Source organism: Blautia sp. OF09-25XD, from assembly GCF_003482095.1.
Classification (GTDB): domain Bacteria; phylum Bacillota; class Clostridia; order Lachnospirales; family Lachnospiraceae; genus Fusicatenibacter; species Fusicatenibacter saccharivorans.
In genome coordinates this window covers 14,559-33,996 of the sequence record NZ_QUMG01000001.1, presented here as the reverse complement: position 1 = coordinate 33,996, position 19,438 = coordinate 14,559, and the positions used below count along the sequence as shown (strand labels likewise).

The 19,438-nt window shown below is 49.2% G+C and carries 17 protein-coding genes and 2 pseudogenes; 2 read left to right on the top strand and 17 right to left on the bottom strand.

Features of this window, described 5'->3' with window-relative positions:
• Positions 1–66: 66 nt before the first annotated feature.
• Positions 67–954, top strand: a complete 888-nt coding sequence (locus DXA93_RS00225) for a LysR family transcriptional regulator (protein ID WP_117509122.1) — start codon at positions 67–69, stop codon at positions 952–954.
• Between the two features lie 99 nt (positions 955–1,053).
• On the opposite strand, the gene DXA93_RS00220 is transcribed toward DXA93_RS00225, so the two are convergent.
• From DXA93_RS00220 to DXA93_RS00140, 15 genes are all read right to left on the bottom strand, one after another.
• A complete protein-coding gene (locus DXA93_RS00220) occupies positions 1,054–1,335 on the bottom strand; it encodes a hypothetical protein (protein ID WP_022462506.1) in 282 nt (93 codons plus the stop codon).
• A gap of 35 nt (positions 1,336–1,370) precedes the next feature.
• Positions 1,371–2,063 carry a YoaK family protein gene (locus tag DXA93_RS00215; protein ID WP_242991102.1) on the bottom strand — a complete coding sequence of 231 codons (693 nt, stop codon included), beginning with the start codon at positions 2,061–2,063 and terminating at the stop codon, positions 1,371–1,373.
• A 249-nt stretch (positions 2,064–2,312) separates the two neighbouring features.
• A complete protein-coding gene (locus tag DXA93_RS00210; RefSeq protein ID WP_117509123.1) occupies positions 2,313–4,211 on the bottom strand; it encodes an ABC transporter ATP-binding protein in 1,899 nt (632 codons plus the stop codon).
• Positions 4,212–4,213: 2 nt separating this feature from the next.
• Positions 4,214–5,986, bottom strand: coding sequence for an ABC transporter ATP-binding protein (locus DXA93_RS00205; protein WP_158554957.1), 1,773 nt, complete (start codon positions 5,984–5,986; stop codon positions 4,214–4,216).
• Positions 5,987–6,249: 263 nt separating this feature from the next.
• Entirely contained in the window at positions 6,250–7,842 is a 1,593-nt protein-coding gene (locus DXA93_RS00200; protein ID WP_119207609.1) for a Na+/H+ antiporter NhaC family protein, read from the bottom strand.
• A 34-nt stretch (positions 7,843–7,876) separates the two neighbouring features.
• Positions 7,877–9,124 (bottom strand): 3-isopropylmalate dehydratase large subunit, encoded by a 1,248-nt coding sequence (locus tag DXA93_RS00195; RefSeq protein WP_117509126.1) that lies wholly within the window; start codon positions 9,122–9,124, stop codon positions 7,877–7,879.
• A gap of 18 nt (positions 9,125–9,142) precedes the next feature.
• Positions 9,143–9,634, bottom strand: a complete 492-nt coding sequence (locus DXA93_RS00190) for a LeuD/DmdB family oxidoreductase small subunit (RefSeq protein ID WP_022462500.1) — start codon at positions 9,632–9,634, stop codon at positions 9,143–9,145.
• Between the two features lie 45 nt (positions 9,635–9,679).
• Positions 9,680–10,930 (bottom strand): 3-isopropylmalate dehydratase large subunit, encoded by a 1,251-nt coding sequence (locus DXA93_RS00185; protein ID WP_117509127.1) that lies wholly within the window; start codon positions 10,928–10,930, stop codon positions 9,680–9,682.
• Positions 10,931–10,935: 5 nt separating this feature from the next.
• Positions 10,936–11,418: a LeuD/DmdB family oxidoreductase small subunit gene (locus DXA93_RS00180; protein ID WP_055218301.1), complete on the bottom strand. Its 483-nt coding sequence runs from the start codon at positions 11,416–11,418 to the stop codon at positions 10,936–10,938.
• 183 nt (positions 11,419–11,601) lie between these two features.
• Complete coding sequence (pcp, locus tag DXA93_RS00175; RefSeq protein WP_330420940.1) at positions 11,602–12,201, bottom strand: pyroglutamyl-peptidase I; 600 nt, start codon at positions 12,199–12,201, stop codon at positions 11,602–11,604.
• A gap of 48 nt (positions 12,202–12,249) precedes the next feature.
• The gene (locus tag DXA93_RS00170) at positions 12,250–12,522 is read right to left on the bottom strand and encodes a hypothetical protein (RefSeq protein WP_191892600.1); all 273 of its coding nucleotides are present in this window, start codon (positions 12,520–12,522) and stop codon (positions 12,250–12,252) included.
• A 333-nt stretch (positions 12,523–12,855) separates the two neighbouring features.
• A complete protein-coding gene (locus DXA93_RS00165; RefSeq protein ID WP_117509129.1) occupies positions 12,856–13,851 on the bottom strand; it encodes an asparaginase in 996 nt (331 codons plus the stop codon).
• A gap of 416 nt (positions 13,852–14,267) precedes the next feature.
• Positions 14,268–14,483: a hypothetical protein gene (locus DXA93_RS00155; RefSeq protein WP_022462490.1), complete on the bottom strand. Its 216-nt coding sequence runs from the start codon at positions 14,481–14,483 to the stop codon at positions 14,268–14,270.
• Between the two features lie 275 nt (positions 14,484–14,758).
• Entirely contained in the window at positions 14,759–14,962 is a 204-nt protein-coding gene (locus DXA93_RS00145) for a hypothetical protein (protein WP_242856390.1), read from the bottom strand.
• 292 nt (positions 14,963–15,254) lie between these two features.
• Positions 15,255–16,556 carry an MFS transporter gene (locus tag DXA93_RS00140; protein ID WP_055218308.1) on the bottom strand — a complete coding sequence of 434 codons (1,302 nt, stop codon included), beginning with the start codon at positions 16,554–16,556 and terminating at the stop codon, positions 15,255–15,257.
• 629 nt (positions 16,557–17,185) lie between these two features.
• On the opposite strand from DXA93_RS00140, the pseudogene DXA93_RS20365 reads away from it, so the two are divergent.
• Positions 17,186–18,021, top strand: a pseudogene (locus DXA93_RS20365) (4Fe-4S binding protein).
• Positions 18,022–18,070: 49 nt separating this feature from the next.
• Here the strand turns inward: DXA93_RS20365 and DXA93_RS00130 are convergent.
• Positions 18,071–18,250, bottom strand: a complete 180-nt coding sequence (locus DXA93_RS00130) for a hypothetical protein (RefSeq protein ID WP_119188740.1) — start codon at positions 18,248–18,250, stop codon at positions 18,071–18,073.
• 154 nt (positions 18,251–18,404) lie between these two features.
• A pseudogene (locus tag DXA93_RS00125) lies at positions 18,405–19,438 on the bottom strand (alcohol dehydrogenase).

Genomic DNA, 19,438 nt, shown 5'->3' with positions numbered 1-19,438 from the left:
GGCGCATGTATTTTATATTGAAGCAATCATGGATGATTTTTTCTTCTTCATCCTTCGGAGGTTTTTATGATTACATATGATTATTATCGCATTTTTTACTTCGTAGCACAATATCACAGCTTTACAAAAGCCGCGGAAATTCTGAAAAACAACCAGCCCAACATCACACGGTGCATGAACAATCTGGAAAGTGAGCTTGGCTGCAAACTTTTTATCCGTTCCCACCAGGGTGTCACACTGACAGCGGAGGGCGAAAAGGTGTATGAGCGTGTGGCCGTTGCCTACGAACAGCTCCGCACGGTTGAGGAGGAGCTGGCTCTTGAGCGGTCTCTTGAGAGCGGCCTTATCACAATCGGTGCGAGCGAGACGGCACTTCGTCTGATGCTGCTCTCCCGCCTGGAGCACTTCCACACCCGCTATCCGCACGTCCGCCTGCGCATCTCCAACCACTCGACGCCGCAGGCCATCCAGGCGCTCGAAAACGGTCTGGTCGACTTCGCAGTCGTCACAAGCCCGGTGGAAATCCGCAAACCGCTGCACAAGATCCCGATTTTCCCATTCCAGGAAATTCTGATCGGCGGATCGAAATATGCATCCCTTTCCGCAGAGCCGCATCATCTCGGCGAATTGTCAGAATATCCTTTTATCTCGCTTGCCAAAGACACCGGCACGCGGGAGCTGTACGCCGAGTACTTTCTGAATCACAACCTCGCCTTCCACCCCGATATGGAGGCGGCGACAACGGATCAGATTCTTCCTATGGTCGAGTATAACCTCGGCATCGGATTTTATCCGGAGGAGCTGGCACGCGATGCCTTAAAGAGCCGTACCGTCTGTCGGATTCCGCTCATCGAGGAGGCCCCCAAACGTGAAATCTGTCTTATCATCAACCCGCGGCAGCACCAGAACGCGGCGGCAAAAGAGCTGATCGAGGAGCTTCTGGAACGCGTATAAGATTTTATGAACTTTTGTTTGAAACAGAAAAAGACCCTGTCTACCGGCGGACGGAACATCGCTGCTCCATCCTTCCCGTATACAGGGTCTCTTTTTTATTTATGCCTGCTGTCCGGCAATCTGCTCTTTTTTATGCGGCATGGCAAATACCATCGCCGTGTAGGAAAGCATTGCGCCTGTGATGTAGAAGAACATCAGAAATCCGCTCCGGTTCAGCACAGCGATGCGGACAATTCCAATCCAGAAACCGACGTTGGACGCCAGGGAGAACACACGCGCAAACATCATGTTTTTCTCCTCACCCTTTGCCAGGCGGACGATCAGCAGCAGCATGGCCGCTGAAAAGAATAGTGTCATACAGCACTCCAGAAATACTTCCATTTTTTCAGCCTTCTTTCTTCACTCTCTCTTATTTCTCAGCGGTACTTTTCCAGTGACATCAGAAGGAAGCTCACCAGAAGAAGTCCGCAGGAAATCCAGATTACATGGATTCCATACAGCATGGAGAACACGCCTCCGATTCCGGCGCCGATGGCGAAAGCCAGAATCACGCCGAAATAGTATCCGGCCTGACGGAGCTGTTCTTTTTTCTTATCCCGCATATACATAGACAGCGCTGCGGTTCCGCTTCGCAGGTTTCCGATGCACATGGTGCTTGCATACGAATAACCGCCGACCTTGCGGAAGGTCTGTACCTGAATCGCGCACGCAAACGATACAAGCATCGCCGCGAGCATATTATAAGAAGACGGAATAAATCCGACGATCGCAAGGATCACAATTTCCGCCGCGAGAAGTACCTGCCGCCAGTGCAGCCTCTTTGCATACCGGTAATGCTCCTGGAAATTTTCTGCCAGAAATACACCCATCGCAAAAAAGAGGATCGGGAAGAGATACCGAAGACCTGCCGTAAAGTTTCCTTCCAGAAAGTTCTGGCTCATCAGCACAACGTTTCCCGTCTGGGCATTTGAGAATACTTCATCTCTGCAATTGTACGTGTAGGCATCCTGAAAACCGCCGGACAGCGCCAGAAACATACTGTTGATAAATGCTTCCGACATCTGATTTTCCGAGAGCAGGCGTCCTACAAGGCTTGCTTTCTTTTCCATAAATTTTCCCTTTCTTTCAACAGACGGCCCGGCTTTTTGGTGCCTGCCGTTTTGCTTCCCTTATTATAACCGCCCGCTTTTTGAGATGGAAAAACGGATATCGTATTATGCTCATATATTTTTCATATGACTATATTGATTTAAAATCATTTTAATATGATACACCGTAAAAAAAGGAGAAATTTTGTCACTTTGCACAAACAAAATTTCTCCCTTTTTGTAAATTGTCTTTATTGTTCTAAAATTTTCTTACTTTCTTCCTCTCTGTTTCTCACTCTGCTCGCGGTGGTACTGCAGCGTGTAGAGCTGGTAATATCTTCCCTGCGCTGTTAAAAGCTCCTGATGCGTTCCATGCTCCACGATTTTTCCGTGGGACAGTACGATAATCTCATCCGCATGCTGGATCGTCGAAAGACGGTGCGCTACGATCAGCATCGTTCCGATGTTCTTCATCTTTTCCATGGAATCCTGGATCAGAAGCTCGGTTTCGGTGTCGATGTTCGCCGTCGCCTCGTCAAGGATCATGACCGAAGGCTTATGGATGATGGTACGCGCAAACGAGAGAAGCTGGCGCTGTCCGGCGGAGAAGTTGTTTCCTCTCTCCCGCACCGGCTCGTCGAGGCCGTAATCCAGCTTGTTGATAAACTGGTCAGCATTCACGTAATGGCAGACGTCCATGATCTCTTCATCGGAAATCCCCTCCTCGCGGAGAATAATGTTGCTACGGATCGTTCCCGAGAACAGGAAGACATCCTGCAGCATCTGGCCGAATTTTTTCCGCAGGGAATCGATCTTGATCTTTCGGATGTCGATGCCGTCGATCAGAATCTCACCCTTCTGGAACTCGTAGTTCCGGCAGATCAGGGAAAGAATCGTCGATTTTCCGGAACCGGTGGAACCCACAAATGCGATTGTCTCTTTCGGGTTGACGTGGAATGAAACGCCTTTTAACACCCACTCGCCCGGGATATAGGAAAACCATACGTCGCGGAACTCAATTTCGCCCCTGATGTCGGTAAGCTCGATCGCATCCGGCGCATCCTGCATTTTTGGCTCGAGATCCAGAATCGAGAATACTTTCTCGGCGGATGCAAATGCGGACTGCAGCCAGTTGAACTGCTCCGCCAGGTTCTGGATCGGGTTGAAGAATTTTGAAATATACATGTAAAAGCTGACGATCATACCGCTGGTAAGCGTCTGGCCGAGGAACGACGTTCCCTCCAGATAGCCCTTGCCGCCTAAATACAAAAGGCAGAGCACGGAGCTGATATACAGCATGTAGACGAGCGGACGGAAAATACCAAACACGAAAATCTGCTCCTGCTGTGCGCGGCCGAGTGCGTTGCTCTTGTCGGTAAACTCGCGCATCTTGGCATCCTCGCGATTGAAGATCTGTGTGATTTTCATACCGGAAAGGTTCTCCGACAGATACGTGTTGATGTCCGTAGTACAGTCTTTTACTTTCCGGTGTGCTCTTCGCGAGAATTTGCGGAAAATAATCGAGAACAGCATGATAAACGGCACGAAGCAGAGCACCATCAGCGTCAGCTCATAGTTCAGAAACAGCATCGCAATCAGAATACCGATGATCACGAAGAAGTTCTTCAGAAGATTGACCAGAAGGTTGGTGAACATCAGCGAAATCGCGTTCGTATCGTTTGTCGTTCTCGTGACAAGCTTTCCGACCGGAATCTCATTTAACTGCTCGTGGGAAAGGCGCTCGATGTGGACGAACAGATCCTCCCTCATATTGGAAATAATTTTCTGACCCGTCTTCTGCAGAATCACGGCCTGGAAATACGTGCACGCCATCGAGACAAGAAGGATTGCCGCATAGCCCGCTACCCACAGAAACAGGGCATTCAGCGCGAATTTTCCAACGACGAGCTCCTCAATTTTGCCGACGATCAGCGGCGAAATGATATCGTACGCGATCGAAAACAGCATCAGAAAACCAACAACGATAAACTGGCGGTAAAACGGCTTTGCGTAATCCATCAGACGCTGCATGATTTCACTGTCTTTCATGTTCCGCTCAAAGCCGGTTTCTTTTTCTCCATCTTTCACTACAAACGCGGCCACAATCAGCAGGGTGGAAATCACGCCGATGATCGCGCCGACCCAGAGAATCGGATAATAATTGTGCATTTCTACTCCTCCCCCGCTTCCTCTTCAAGTTTCTGCAGATCGACCATCTTGCGGTACGCCGTGCAGGTCCGGTACAGATCCTCGTGTTTTCCGACTGCATGGACTTCTCCGTCCTCGACGAACACGATCTTGTCCATCTGCTCCACCGTTGAAATCCGGTGTGCGATCAGAATTGTCGTCAGTCCCTCACGTTTTTTGAGATTGTCGAGAATCGTGCGCTCTGTTTTGGTATCGACCGCAGAGACGGAATCGTCGAGAATCAGAATCGGTGCGTGTTTCATCAGCGCACGCGCAATCGAGATTCGCTGCTTCTGTCCGCCGGAAACCGTCACACCGCGCTCGCCAAGAACGGTGCGGTAGCCCTCTTTGAACTCTGCGATATTGTCATGGACATCGGACATCATCGCCGCATCCTCAATGGCCTCCTGGTTTTCGTCATCAAAGGCGAAGGAAATATTGCCGGAAATCGTGTCGGAGAACAGGAAGTTGTCCTGCGGCACGTAGGCACAGCCCTCACGCACGGAGTGAATGGAAACGGTGTTGACATCGTGGTCATCAATAAACAGCATTCCGTCCGGCACGTTGTAGGTGCGGAGCAGCAGATCGACGATGGTCGTTTTTCCGGAACCGGTCTTTCCGACGATGCCGACACTCTCGCCCGGCTCAATGGTAAACGATACGTTTTTCAGCACATCGTACTCCCCGTCCGGATAGCGGAAGGTCAGATTGCGGAACTCGATTTTTCCATGGATGAACGGCAGATCCTGCACACCGCCGCGGTCCTTCACATCGACTTTTGCGTCAAGCAGTTCCGTAATACGATTTAAGGACGCTTTTCCACGGGATGTCTTCTCAATCAGCATGGAGACCGCCATGATCGGCCATACAACGGCCGAGAAATAGCCGATATACTCGACAAGCTGGCCGGCGTCGAAGCTTCCGCAGTAAACGAGATAGCCGCCGTAGCCTAAGATTACGCAGATGACGGACTCGACGAACAGCGTTACCATAATGTTCAGCAGTGTGGAAATTTTGGTATATTCTACGTTGATGTCCTCGTTCTCGCGGTTCAGTCTGCGGAACATCATCAGCTCTTTCGTCTCTTTGACGAATGCTTTGATGACAGCAAGACCGGAATAGTTTTCCTGCGCGAAATCGGACAGCTCGGAAAAGGCCGCCTGGCGCTCTTCCCACTTTTTCATCAGGTATTTGCCGAGCGTTGTGCCGGCGGCCATCAGAAATGCCATCGGGATCATGGAAAGGCCGGTCAGGAAGTGGTTCATGCGCCACATTTTGATCACGGCAAGCAGGCCTAAAAACAGCGCATCGCAGAACATCAGAATACCGTCGCCGAAGCACTCCTGCACGGTATCGAGATCGTTCGTGTAAAGACTCATCAGGTTTCCGACTTTGTTGACCTGATAATACTCCTGGGACAGCTCCTTGCTGTGCGCGAACATGCAGGTACGAAGATCGGTCACCACGCGGATCGCGGAGCCGAAAAAGCAGACTCGCCACAGGAAACGGCCGACTACCATGACGATAATGGTAATAATCATGGGCCGGCAGACCTGATCCAGCAGAAATTCCATATCAAACACCGCCGCCTGGCCGTTGACCAGAACAGGGTCGCCGTTCATGCCGTTGATGACCATGCGGTACAGCTCCGGTATGAAAAGCTGGAAATAATCTACGAGAATCAGCGCTGCAAGACCGAGAATCAGAATGGGCGCATTCTTCAGGTAGTATTTGTTAATGTACTTTCCAAATATCATATATTTTCTCCCTCTTTTTGTTTTTGCCATTGTCTGCTATGATCTTTCTGACCATAACAGTCCTTCCCTTTTCCAAAGCGTTTTCGCCCCGGAATGCCTCCTTTCTTCTCCTGCATTTCACAGCTCCGATGCAATTTTAACAGAGATAAACAGAAGGAACTGGACTTTGAAAAATCCAATTCCTTCTGTTCCAATTCACATTCCTGCTCCAAAAGCGTTCCGCTTCTTCTTTGCAGGACACCGTTGTCCTGTGAATGTTTGTTCTATTTTTTAGTATACGGTTCTTTTTCTCTCCCGTCAAGCATTTCACGCGTTTTTCTGTTTTCTTTTTTATTTTTTGCCGTTTTCCGCTTTTTTTGCGCAAAATCTGCGCATTCCGGTAAAACAGCCAAAAGAAGAAAAAGGCTGACGCCAAGTGTGATCCACCACGTTCTGGTCACGGCTGCAATCAGATATCCCACCAGGCAGACACACGCCGTAACGGCCGCATACTGCATCTGCGTCGATACGTGGTTCAGATGGTTGCTCTGCGCACCCGCACTTGACATAACCGTCGTATCCGAGATCGGCGAAATATGGTCACCGCAGACCGCCCCTGCCAGGACGGCGGATACCGAGATAATCATCATCTCCAGATTTGTTCCGGCGGCGAACATGCCCGTTGCAATCGGCACAAGAATCGCGAACGTTCCCCAGGAGGTTCCCGTCGAAAAGGAAAGGAACACCGCCACGGCGAACAGCACCACCGGGATAAAAATACTTGCGGATGCATGGTCTCCCACGACGCTTCCGACAAACTGGGCCAGGCCCATCGCATCACCGACGCCTTTTAAGGTCCACGCAAAGACGAGAATCGTAACCGCCGGAACCATCAGCTTGAAGCCCTCGGACAGGCTGTCCATAAAGCTCTTGAAGGTGATGACCTTCCGCGGCAGATACAGCGCCATCATAAACAGGATCGTCACGACGGAGGCAAAAATCAGACTCGTCTCTGCATCACATCCTGCGAACGCGGAAATCACATTGTCCGCGCCGCCGAGGAAGCCAGTGTAAACCATCGCTCCAATCGCTGATACAATCAGCACGGCAACTGGGAGCACGAGGTCGATGACTTTTCCGTTCGGATTGACCTCCTGCTCGGAAACCTGCTCAAACTCCTCGCCTCCGGTCGTGAAAAGATCACCTTTGGCGGCATTATCCTCGTGGAGCTTCATCTGACCAAAATCAAAGCCGGTGTAGCAGATGTAAAAGACCATCGCAATTGTAAGGATCGCATACAGGTTATACGGAATTGTCCGCAGAAACAGCTGGAATCCACTGATTCCCGCATCCGCCGGCACATACGAGTTGACGGCTGCCGCCCAGCTTGAGATCGGCGCGATAATACAGATCGGCGCTGCGGTGGAGTCGATGATGTATGCGAGTTTCGCGCGGGAAACCTTGTGGCTGTCCGTGACCGGGCGCATGACAGAGCCGACTGTCAGACAGTTGAAATAGTCATCCACAAAAATCAGAACACCAAGCCCCATCGTTGCCAGAAGCGCACTCCGCTTCGTTTTGATCTTCGTCCCCGCCCATTTTCCATACGCCGCCGAGCCGCCGGATTTCGCCATCAGCACGACAACCATGCCAAGCAGGATATCGAAGATCAGAATGTTGATGTTCATGCTGTTCCGTAAAATTTCAAAGAAGCTTGTGAACGCATCCCACGGATGGAAGCCGGTGTACAAAAGGACACCGACTGCCGATCCGATGAACAGGGAACTGTAAACTTCTTTTGTGACAAATGCAAGCAGAATTGCAAGCAGCGGCGGGACGAGTGCCCACCAGGTTCCGATAAACATTGAACCATTCATGTCGTCTGTTTTCCCTTTCTGCTGTTAAGTTCGTTTACACTTCCGGCGTCACAATTTTTCCAGCTACTGCACATGCTGCCGCTGTCTTTGGAGATGCCAGATAAATTTCAACTTTAGAAGTACCCATTCTTCCAAGAAAGTTTCGGTTGTTCGTTGCTACAACACGCTCGCCGTCAGAGAGGATTCCGCCCGCTCTTCCGCAGCACAGGCCGCATCCCGGATGTGTAATCATGGCGCCTGCCTCTGCCAGTGTATCGAGAATGCCCATTTTGCTTGCCTGCAGATAAATCTTGCGGCTTGCCGGTGTTACGATCAGTTTTACGTAGTCGGCTACTTTTTTGCCTTTTAAAACCTCGGCTGCCGCCTGCAGATCCTCGAGACGGCCGTTCGTACAGGAACCGATGAAGACCTGATCGATCGGGGTTCCCTCGAGAACGCTGGTATCACGGATCTTGTCTACCTGGGACGGGCATGCCATAACCGGCACAAAATCCTCGGCGCGGTAGGTGATGGTGCACAGATATTTTGCATCCTCATCGCCTTTTAAGCTCTTCTGATAGTCATTGAGTTCGATCTCGCAGTATTCTGCGGTCTTCTCATCCGGGGTAAAAAGTGCACATTTGGCACCTGCCTCGATCGCCATGTTGGCAATCGTCATACGGCTTGCCACGGTCATATTTTCTACGGTGCTTCCTGAGAACTCCAGTGCGCGGTACGTTGCGCCGTCTGCACCGAGGTCACCGATCAGACGCAGGATAATGTCTTTTGACATCACATTTTTCGGCAGCTCGCCTTCGATGACAACTTTGATCGTCTCCGGCACTTTGATCCACATCGTACCCGTTCCAAGGATGCTCGCCATCTCTGTGTAGCCGATTCCGGAAGAGAATGCACCGACACAGCCGTATGTCGTCGTGTGGCTGTCGGTTCCGAAAACAACGTCGCCCGGTTTTACGTAACCTGCCTCTGTCATTAACTGATGGCAGATTCCGTCGCTTCTGTGTACGTTTTTCATGCCATATTTCTTTGCAAATTCATCGCCTTTGTGGAAATGTCTCGTATCGTCCACCTGGCTTGTCGGAACGAGGTGGTCGTAGATCAGAACGACTTTATCCGGGTCCCACAGTTTGGTAAAGCCCATCTCCTCGAATTTATCGCCGACAAACGGGATGAAGATATCATGAATCATGACTCTGTCCACGTTGACCGTCACAATGTCGCCCGGTTTTACGTCTTTTCCGGTGTTGTGGCGGATGATTTTTTCAATTACTGTATTGCCCATCGTTTCTTCCTCCCGCTCTTAATCCAATCCGTTGCGCTTGCGCATTGCCTTTACCAGGCCGCCTGCCTGAATGATATCCATCAGGTTCTCCGGCAGAGCTGCGATCGGGTATGTTTTTCCGTTGTAATCAACATGCTCATTCATCTTGACGGTGATGGTGTCGCCCTCTTTGATATCATCGTGCAGATCCGGCTGCTCGATCAGAAGAAGGCCGTTATTGATGGAGTTGCGGAAAAAGATCCGAGCAAAGGATTTCGCGATAACGCAGGAAATGCCGAGCGCCTTGATGATCTCCGGTGCCTGCTCTCTCGAGGAGCCGCAGCCGAAGTTCTTTCCTGCCACGATGATGTCGCCCTTTTCGATCTGTCCGGCCAGTTCCGGGCGGAGCGGGGAAAAGCCGTACTGTTTCATATCGTCAATTGTCTTTAAAGCAAGATACTCGGTCGGGATAATGATATCGGTATCAATATCGTCTCCAAGCACCCATACTTTTCCTGTAAATGCTTCCATATGTTTATTCTCCCAAAAATATTATGTATCCCTCAAAGAAAATGGTCAGATCTGATCTGCCGTCGCAATCTTTCCGGCAATCGCGGATGCGGTTACCGTAGCAGCGGATCCCAGGTATACTTTGGAGCTTGGATGACCGGCACGGCCCTTGAAGTTACGGGTTCCGGTGCTGATCAGCACTTCGTTCTCGCCGATGACACCCTGGCAGCTTCCCCAGCAGACGCTGCAGTTCGGGTTCATGACGATGGCTCCGGCCTCCATGAAGGTGTCGATGATGCCTTCTTTTAATGCCTGACGGTAGATCGTCTGGCTTGCCGGAACAACGAGGAAACGGACACCCTCTGCGACCTTCTTTCCGCGGATGATCTCTGCGCCGACACGGAGGTCTTCGATTCTTCCGTTGTTGCAGGAACCAAGGAATGCCTCATTGATTGGCGTTCCGCACGTTTCCTCTGCCGGAACAACGCGGTCCACAAAGTCTGGCTTTGCAACAACCGGGCGGACTTTGGAGAGGTCAAAGGTATACTCTCGGACGTATTTTGCATCCGGGTCGCTGTGGAAGACTTCTTTTGGCTCTCTTCCGTGCTCTTTCAGGTATTCCATGGCTTTCTCATCTGCCTCAAAGATACCGGTCTTGGCGCCGGCTTCGACTGCCATATTACAAAGTGCCATACGGTCACTGATGCTCAGCGTTTTTGCACCCTCACCGGTAAACTCCATCACCTGGTAGTTGCATCCGTTTGCGCCGACCTCGCCGATGATGGTGAGGATCAGGTCTCTCGCATAAACGCCCTCCGGCAGTTTTCCTACAAGATTGAATTTTACGCTTTCCGGTACGAGTACCCAGGAAGTTCCCGTTACCATGCCGTACAGGAAATCGGTACAGCCGACACCGGTGCCGAATGCGCCGAGTGCTCCGTAAGAGCAGGTATGGCTGTCAGCGCCGAAGATCAGCTCGCCCGGGCGGACATAGTTCTCGATCATCACCTGATGGCATACGCCTTTTCCTTCCCAGAAGTCAATGTTGTTCTCTCTTGCAAAATCACGCATCTTTTTCTGGGATGCTGCTGTTTTCGGGCTGTCGGACGGCACGTTGTGGTCGACGATGAAAACGAGCTTTTTCGGATCCGCAATGTGCGGGTGGTTTAATTTGTTGCGGTACATATCAACCGTCAGATGAGTTGTTCCGTCGTTGCTCATCAGACGATCCAGTGTTACGGTGTGGATATCTCCCGGTTTTACTTCCGGAACGCCGGCTGCAGCGGCGATAATTTTCTCTGCAATTGTCATTCCCATGGTTCTTACTCCTCCTCGCGGTTCAAAGAGGCAATCAAGCCTCCCTGATTCAGTATGTTCTGCATATATTCCGGCAGTTTGGTGCAGGTGTACGTTTTGCCGTTCACCTCTGCGGTTCCCTCGGACATATGGAGGACCATGGTGTCCCCGTCTTCTACGGCATCCGGCAGGTCTTTACAGACAATCGCCGGCAGACCGATGTTGATGGCGTTGCGGAAAAAGATTCTGGCAAAGGATTTTGCGATAACAGCCTGTACACCAAGTGCCTTTAAAACGCCCGGTGCCTGCTCTCTTGAGGAACCACAGCCAAAGTTTTCTCCTCCTACGACAAAATCTCCCGGTTTTACTTTTTTTGCAAAGTCCGGATCTAACGATTCAAACGCATGACCTTTCATCTCATCCAGATTCGGCAGAAGCAGATACTGGGATGCGATGATCTGGTCTGTATCAAGGTCATTATGAAATTTAAAAATTTTACCCTGTTCCATTTTCTTTCTTTCGTTCCTTTCGCATAAAAATTCTGACGAATCTTATTGTATCACAAAAGATATAGTTTGCAAAAGAGAAAATAGCAAAAAAAGCAGACCGCCGCACCAAAATTCCGGTACGACGGTCTGAAAGTCTGTTTTAGTGGGTAGTTCCCATTGCTTCTTCTACTTCTTCTTTGTTGGTTACGACTGCCTCGATGCAGTATTCCAGAGATTTTGCAATCGTTTCCAGCGGCATGCTTGCATGGTGCTTGCTTTTCCGACTACCTGCTCGCATGCGAACGGTACGTGGATGAAGCCTGCGCGGATGTTCGGATATTTCGTTGCGCACAGGTGAAGCACATTGTACATGACGCAGTTGCATACGTAGGTGCCTGCGGTGAAGGATACGTGGCACGGAAGGCCGTGTTCGCGGACGTTCTGAACCATTGCTTTGACCGGAATCGTTGCAAAGTATGCGGTCGGGCCGTCTGCCTGCAGCGGTTCATCGGACGGCTGCTCTCCGGCGTTGTCCGGGATTCTTGCGTCTGCAAGGTTGATGCCGACTTTCTCTACGGTTACGCATGCGCGTCCGCCTGCCTGTCCGACATCGATGACAACGTCCGGATTGTGCTCTTTGATGGCTGCTTCCACGCAGGAAATACTTCTGGTAAACTCGGTCGGGATCTCAACTTTTACGATCTCTGCTCCGGCGATGGTATCCGGCAGAAGTTTGATGGCCTCGAATGCCGGGTTCACGCTCTCTCCTCCAAATGGGTCAAATCCTGTTAATAAAACTTTCATCGTCTTTTCTCCTTTTGTCTCTTAATTTTTGTCTCCTGGTTCTGTCCTTTAGTATAACACAGGCTCGGGTGCAATAATCTTTCCCCGGTCCATAATCTGACGGTTATCGGTAAAAATATCGGGTTCCCGGCAGACCAGGTCGAAGTGGCCTTTCGCATTCTGCACGCCGCCGAGCGCGATATTGCGTCCAAGCCCTACGTGGAAAGTTCCATACGCGGATTCATCCTCAATGTAGCAGTTGCCGAGGCAGTTCGAGCACGAATTCAGTCCGATGCCAAGCTCTCCTGCGATATAAATCCGTGGATCGAAATATTTCTCCATATACTTCTTTAAGCGGATGCCGGTCGGTGTCTCCTCGATATCGACATATGTTGTAACTGTAACCAGCGGTTGGATTCGTCATCCAAAATCCGCCGTTTTCCGCACTGCATCATGAATTCAATTCTACTAAAATGTTCAAAAGATATCAACCTGTTTCTGATTTTTCTATGAAATTTGCACAATTCTTCCAATAAAAATCAATTTTGCGTCCGTACTATCTGAAAATTTTGTGGAAAATTTCTTTTTCCTCAAAAAGAAAAAGAGGCGTTCACAGCCAGCAGAAACATTTCTTTCCTGCGGACCGTGACAGCCTTTTTGCCGTCTTTCTTTTTCTTATTTCCAGACCGTATCGTAGTTGATCGGTTTATAGAATGCTTTTTCCCGGCTCTCATGATCATCCGGACGGTTGCCGAGAAGCCACATGGTTTTAGTTGCGACTGCCTCCGGGGTCATATCGTATGACTCGAGAATGTTGCACAGGGTTTTCATCTCATGGCCGACTTCATAGACGGTCATATCGCTTCCCTCGTGAGAAACCTGGGTACACATGATGATGAGTTTTTCCGGGTACTTCTGGCAGAGCTCGTAAAACGGCTCCTTGATGCTCGCCGGAATACCGCCGACACCGAAGCTCTCCACAATGATCGCATCGTAGTGCTCAAAAATCGCCGGAAGCAATACCGGGCTGATTCCCGGGATCAGTTTCAAGAGAAAAACGTTATCGCTTAAGTTTTCATAAAAACGAACCGGCTTTTCATACGGCAGCATCGGCAGATACCGCAGAATCCGGCGGTCCTGTATTACCGCAAGGTACGGGAAATCGATGCTGGAAAAGGCATTGTAGCTCTTCGTCCGCACCTTCTTCGCGCGCGTTCCCGCGATGACTTTTCCGTCGAACACAATCTGTACACCCTGGGATGCATCATCACAGGCGTAATAAAAGCTATCGGACAGGTTTGTCTTTGCATCCGTGATATCCAAATTGATCGGCCGCTGTGCTCCGGTGATGACGATCGGCTTTTCCGAATTCTGAATCATATAGGAAAGCGCCGCCGCGGTGTACGCCATCGTATCAGTTCCGTGCGCGATGACGAAACCGTCGTAATCCTCGTAATGCTCCTTCGCCACTTTCACCAGCGTGCTCCAGTTCTCCGGAACCACATTCGAGCTGTCCAGATTAAACGGATTCACCGCCGTAATCTCACAGAGGCCTTCCACCTCCGGAATATAAGACAATAACTCCTCCGGCGTAATCTGCGGAGTCAAACCATTTTCCGTCTTCTTCGAAGCGATTGTGCCACCGGTTGCGATAAATAAGATCTTTTTCAATGTAAATCACTCCTGTTTTCTCGTTTGGTAACAAGTTTTCTTTATCTTAGCAGACTTTGGGGACGGCGTAAATGATGAATTTGGAAATCGAGAAACCAATCCTTTCCATTGACGCGAAAAATTCCGTTTGCTATACTGAATTTTAGACACAGAAAATCCTTATCTACGAATTTTACATTCAGAAAGCCAGGCTTCCTATGAATCATGAAAATCATCCCGGTCATCCATATCTTTATTCTTTTCTTCTTGTTTTCGGTCTGACGCTGATCTGCGCTCTGCTTGCAGGATCTTCGTATTGATCGGAGCGTGAAAAACAGAAAGCTGCCGAACAGCGCAGAATCCATGAGCTGCATAATGAATTTCTGACTCAGAAAGATTAAACACATGTTAAACATACGTGAAACGCCCTTTACCGGCTACGCCTTCAGCAGCACCTTCTGCCCGCAGACCGGGATTTCCTCGAGATACTTAAAATACCACTTCTTCCTCCGCGCCGAATACCGCACCACCACCGGAATCCAGCAATTTTCCACTTTCAGATACACATACTGCCCGGAAGCCACTTCCACCTCGCCGTTCTGCTGCTCTACAAATGCACGGTTTTTCTTTATTTTTACAATGCCTTTCGTCATAATGATCATCCTTTCTGAACGGATTTGAAAAGATACTCTACCTGTATTGTATGCAGAGGGGATAGGAAATTTCCACTTTTCAGGGGCAAAAAACAGGACACGGGATTCCCCCATTGTCCTGTTCTCCTTTTATCACACACCTGCTTACCCCTCAGCATCGTTCTGCTGCCAAACTTTATCGCTCGAATCAGAACAGCTGCCCCAGCAGTTTCAGCTTTTCCTTTTTGGGGAATACGGCTTCAAATTTTTCAAAAGCTTCCGGGTTCTTCTCACAGCTAAAACTCCAACGCCAGCTGCATGGCCGTTTCATCAGAATCCGCCAGCTTACGAAAAATCACCGCCATATATTTCAATGGTCCGCCCGCCAGATAATCATGATGAAGCTGCACAAGTTTTGGATCGCAGTATTGTTCCAGCGTCAGCATTTTGCGAAAATTGGCAGAGAATGTTTCTTTCGTCCAATGCTCAAACTGCGCCATGCTGTAATCATGAATCTGTGCAATCGGGGTCCGCAGATAGAAGTGTAATGGGGTCTGGTATCAATGTGCAGCTCCTCGGTGTCCAGAGACGCATCCCTGTGATCGACTCTTCCGGCTTTCCGGATCTGGCCTGTCTGTGCTTTTTTCAGGCAGCCACATTCCCGGCAGCCCGACTCACTGATTATCGTAACACGTAACCTCTCTTTGTGAAACCCCGGAGTCAAAAGCAAAAAATCTCAAAACCAGTTGCTCTTGTTCTCCTGGTTTTGAGATTTTTTATACTGTGTATCTTTTATTTTTCACCCGTCATCGGCTGATGGTCTGCAATTTTCAGAAAAACAAATCCAAGTGCAAAGAAAACCGCCAGACATGCAACTGCTACGTTGATCGTTCCTCCCGCCAGCTTTACAACTGCAATGACTACAGATCCAAGGAAGGAAGCGCCCTTGGCAAAAATATCATAGATGCCAAAATATTCTCCCGAATTCTCCGCCGGAATAATTTTGGAATAATACGACCGCGACAACGACTGAATTGATCCCTGAAAGCATCCCACTCCAAATGCCAGAATCGCAAAGTGCACCAGCGTCCGCAGTGTCAGCGCATAGAGGCAGATGACAAAATAGCCTGCGATGCAGATCAGAATCAGGGATACCGTATCTTTTTTCCGCGACAGTTTTGCAAAAAACAGAGATCCTCCAAAAGCGACAACCTGCGTGGCAAGCAGGAAAACAACCTGTCCGACCGTATTCAGGTTCAGATCGGTTCCGATGTTGATGCAGTTGTCAATGATAGTTCCAACCCCATCAATATAGAGAAAGAATCCAATCAGAAAGAAAAATACTTTCCGGTCCGAAACTGCGATTTTTTTCAGGGTTCTGAATATTTTTCCAAATGTCTGACCGACGGTAACCGTTCTCATTTCCACGTAATTCTTCTGCCGATACTCCTTCAGCAACGGCAGCGTCACCACCAGCCACCAGAGAGCCGTCACGCCAAAGCCAATCATCTTAGAGACAAAATCCGGCAGCACCCCGACCATATCCGGCCCCAACACATAAGCAATCAGTGCTACAAGAAACGGAATGCAGGATCCCAGGTATCCCCACGCATAGCCATAGGAGGATACCTCATCCATACGTTCCTCCGTTGTCACGTCATTCAGCATGGAATCGTAAATCGTCAGCGATGCATTATAGCAGACTCTTGTCACAATATAAATGACCAGAAACAGCACCCAGCTCGTTGCAACGCCATTCAGCACACATCCTGTGATGCCAAGACCTGCCGTTGTGGTAAAAAAGATCTTTTTCTTATCCTTACGATCCGCCAGCACACCGCAGACAGGACCGATCAGTGCCACCACCACCGTAACAATGGAAATGGCAATCGAATAATACGCCGTCGCCTGATCCGAACTGATTTTTCCCGGCCCTGTACCGATTGCCAGACTCTTAAACCAGATCGGAATCAGCGAACAGGCAAGCATAATAAATGCCGAATTTCCCACATCATATAAAACCCATGCAAACTCCTGCTCCGTCAGATTTCGAAACACTTTTGTCCGATGAAGAGCCCGAAACAGACCACTCATACTACAATCCCCACTTTCTTTTATTTTGTCATGCAGTATCAGTGTAGCATAGATTTCTTGATATTCAAAGTATTTTTTGTATGAAAGTAGGCAAAATCATTTGCGAAACGCCAGTTTTCCAATCCTTCCATGATCCGCCGGAAATTTCACAGCAGATCATTTCGATTTCTCAGATTAATGCCGGTGTCTGCGCCAAAACGGAAAGAATCGCAATCACCGCAAAAATCACAGCAGCTGCCACTGCAGCAATCATAATTTTTCTTTTCATAGCATACCTGCTTTCTCTATCATGTTTGCGGAATATTTTGTTTTCGTAATCATATCTTTTTTCCTAAAGACATTATACCCTATGCATAGGAATACATCAAACTTTTCCAGTCCAGGCCATTTCCAGACAGCTTTTAAAAACAGTCTGGCATGACTCCAAACGATTACAGGCGCAGGCGGTCATAACCGTCTGCGCCTGTAATCGTTTCACTTTTTTTGCAGATGTTTTATAAGAATCTGATTACTATTTTTTTATTTCTCTGCTATACTTATGCTAAGATACCAGACACGCTCTTGCACCGGCCTGGCAGTCCGTGCATTGAGAAAAAATAAGAAAGCAGAGGATCAAAGAGATGACGAAAATCCCAAACAGACTTCACAAATACGTGCCATCTATGCTGCTGTTTCTGCTGTTTGAAGCAGTGGCAGTTACGCTGTGGCTCACAAAGGACAATTTTTTCTATCTGCTGAATTTCAGCTACATCGGAGCCTGCCTTGGGCTTGGAACAGCACTATTTACCGCCGGGAAACGGTATGCCCGGCATTTCGTCCAGTTGGCGGTGGGCAGCTATATGTTGCTGTACCTTGGCGTGATTTCCCGTGAAAATATGCAGATCGAAGGTTCTGGTACTACCTGTTTCTCGGCGTTTTCGAAGCAGCAACTATCCACTACGCGATTGCAAAAATTTTCGGACCGTTGCTTTTTGGGCGTGGCTGGTGCGGTTACGCCTGCTGGACAGCTATGGTGCTGGACTTTCTGCCCTACAATCAGCCGCAGAAGCCACGAAAAGAAAAGCTGGGCTTCCTTCGCTATGTGATGTTTCTTCTGTCTCTGGCGTTGGTGTCTGGGCTGTTTCTGATGCAGGTGGCACATCTGGAGCAAATCATGTTCTGGCTTTTCCTGGCCGGAAATGCGCTTTATTACCTTGTCGGTATTGTGTTCGCCTTCCTGTTTCAAGATAACCGGGCATTCTGCAAGTACCTGTGTCCCATTACGGTTTTTCTCAAACCTATGAGCTATTTTTCTCTTCTGCGCGTCCACTGTGATGAGGATAAGTGTGTCCATTGCAGGAAGTGTCTGCAGGTCTGCCCCATGAACGTGGAGGTTAATAAGGAAACCCGCAAGCGGAAAAACGGAACAGAGTGTATTCTCTGCTATGAATGCACGAAAGTTTGTCCCTCAAAAGCACTGCATTAACCGTTTTCCTCTTCCGTAAATTTATTCCTCGCTTCAGCCGTCAGATCATTCAGCTCAGAGAAAACAGCGTGGCAATTAATTCCTTCTCTTCCTCTTCGGTCGGCAGATCTGCCATATCCATCCATCGTTCATATTCTCCGGCAAATCCTCCGGCAGCCATTGCTCCATGCGAAAAGACGATACAGCCAGAAGTACGGATTGTCGCCACATCCGGACCCAGCGGATTCATAAAACCGATCCCTTAATTACCTATACATAATTTTACCTGATTTTTCATGAATCGTATATACTAATGGTTGGAAATCCCCCCTGTTATAACAAAATTCCAATCATTATCATACCATATATAGTACATTAATGATTGGAATTATCTATATCTTCTTTTAGCATTCTACTGCTACCTTAATTACACCGTCCCGCTTACCTTCAAAGAGTTCATAGGCTTCCTCTATCCTTTCTAAGGGATAGGTATGGGTGATAAGCGGCTCTGTGTTCAGTTTTCCCTCTGCAATCAACCGTAATGTTTCTTCACAGTCACAACCATCCACCCCTCCGGTTTTAAAGGTAAGATTTTTTCCATACATATCCGGAAGCGGCAGGATCTGTGCCTGATCATAAAGAGCAACCACCGTCACCAGACCATTGGGTCTCGCGCATTCCCAGGCCAGACGGAAGGTAGCTTCCGCCCCCGCAACCTCCAGCACAACGTCAGCTCCCCCATGATCGCTGTTTGCCCGTACAAACGCTTCACACTTCTCCGGAGAAACCAACAAAATCTCCGGATAATGCTGTCGGATAAACTGCAGACGATTTTTATCCTTTTCACACACAATAATCCGTCTTGGTTTTTTCAGCATTACCGAAAGCAGGGTACAGATACCGGTGGGGCCGGCTCCGATGATCAGCACCGTGTCCTGCTCTGAGATCTCTGAAATACGCGCTGCCCAGTAACCGGTAGCCAGAACATCGCCCACCAGCAATGCCTGTCGATCCGTAACGCCATCCGGAATCTTATTCAGTCCCTGATCTGCAAAGGGCACACGCACATATTCCGCCTGGCCGCCATCAATCCGGCAGCCCAGCGCCCAACCGCCATTTTCATCTGTACAGTTATTCACATACCCTTCTTGCAGAAAAAGCATTCACCGCAGAAGGTCTCCACGTTTACTGTCACCCGGTCTCCTGGTTTTACCTTGGTAACTGCCTTTCCAACCTCTTCCACAATCCCCACCATCTCATGGCCAACCGTGATCCCGGGTACTGCCCGCGGAACGCTGCCATGCTTGATATGCAGATCGCTGGAGCAAATGCTGGCGAGTGTCACTTTGACAATAGCATCCCGCTCCTGCATCAGGGTCGGTTTTGGCTTCTCTCTTAATTCGAATTTTCCTTTTGAAACGTAGGTATACGCCTGCAT

Coding starts and splice junctions, on each gene's coding strand:
- DXA93_RS00225 (WP_117509122.1), top strand. CDS start 67: ATGATTACATATGATTATTATCGCATTTTTTACTTCGTAGCACAATAT.
- DXA93_RS00220 (WP_022462506.1), bottom strand. CDS start 1,335: ATGGAAGTATTTCTGGAGTGCTGTATGACACTATTCTTTTCAGCGGCC.
- DXA93_RS00215 (WP_242991102.1), bottom strand. CDS start 2,063: ATGGAAAAGAAAGCAAGCCTTGTAGGACGCCTGCTCTCGGAAAATCAG.
- DXA93_RS00210 (WP_117509123.1), bottom strand. CDS start 4,211: ATGCACAATTATTATCCGATTCTCTGGGTCGGCGCGATCATCGGCGTG.
- DXA93_RS00205 (WP_158554957.1), bottom strand. CDS start 5,986: ATGATATTTGGAAAGTACATTAACAAATACTACCTGAAGAATGCGCCC.
- DXA93_RS00200 (WP_119207609.1), bottom strand. CDS start 7,842: ATGAATGGTTCAATGTTTATCGGAACCTGGTGGGCACTCGTCCCGCCG.
- DXA93_RS00195 (WP_117509126.1), bottom strand. CDS start 9,124: ATGGGCAATACAGTAATTGAAAAAATCATCCGCCACAACACCGGAAAA.
- DXA93_RS00190 (WP_022462500.1), bottom strand. CDS start 9,634: ATGGAAGCATTTACAGGAAAAGTATGGGTGCTTGGAGACGATATTGAT.
- DXA93_RS00185 (WP_117509127.1), bottom strand. CDS start 10,930: ATGGGAATGACAATTGCAGAGAAAATTATCGCCGCTGCAGCCGGCGTT.
- DXA93_RS00180 (WP_055218301.1), bottom strand. CDS start 11,418: ATGGAACAGGGTAAAATTTTTAAATTTCATAATGACCTTGATACAGAC.
- pcp (WP_330420940.1), bottom strand. CDS start 12,201: ATGAAAGTTTTATTAACAGGATTTGACCCATTTGGAGGAGAGAGCGTG.
- DXA93_RS00170 (WP_191892600.1), bottom strand. CDS start 12,522: ATGGAGAAATATTTCGATCCACGGATTTATATCGCAGGAGAGCTTGGC.
- DXA93_RS00155 (WP_022462490.1), bottom strand. CDS start 14,483: ATGACGAAAGGCATTGTAAAAATAAAGAAAAACCGTGCATTTGTAGAG.
- DXA93_RS00145 (WP_242856390.1), bottom strand. CDS start 14,962: ATGGCGCAGTTTGAGCATTGGACGAAAGAAACATTCTCTGCCAATTTT.
- DXA93_RS00140 (WP_055218308.1), bottom strand. CDS start 16,556: ATGAGTGGTCTGTTTCGGGCTCTTCATCGGACAAAAGTGTTTCGAAAT.
- DXA93_RS00130 (WP_119188740.1), bottom strand. CDS start 18,250: ATGAATCCGCTGGGTCCGGATGTGGCGACAATCCGTACTTCTGGCTGT.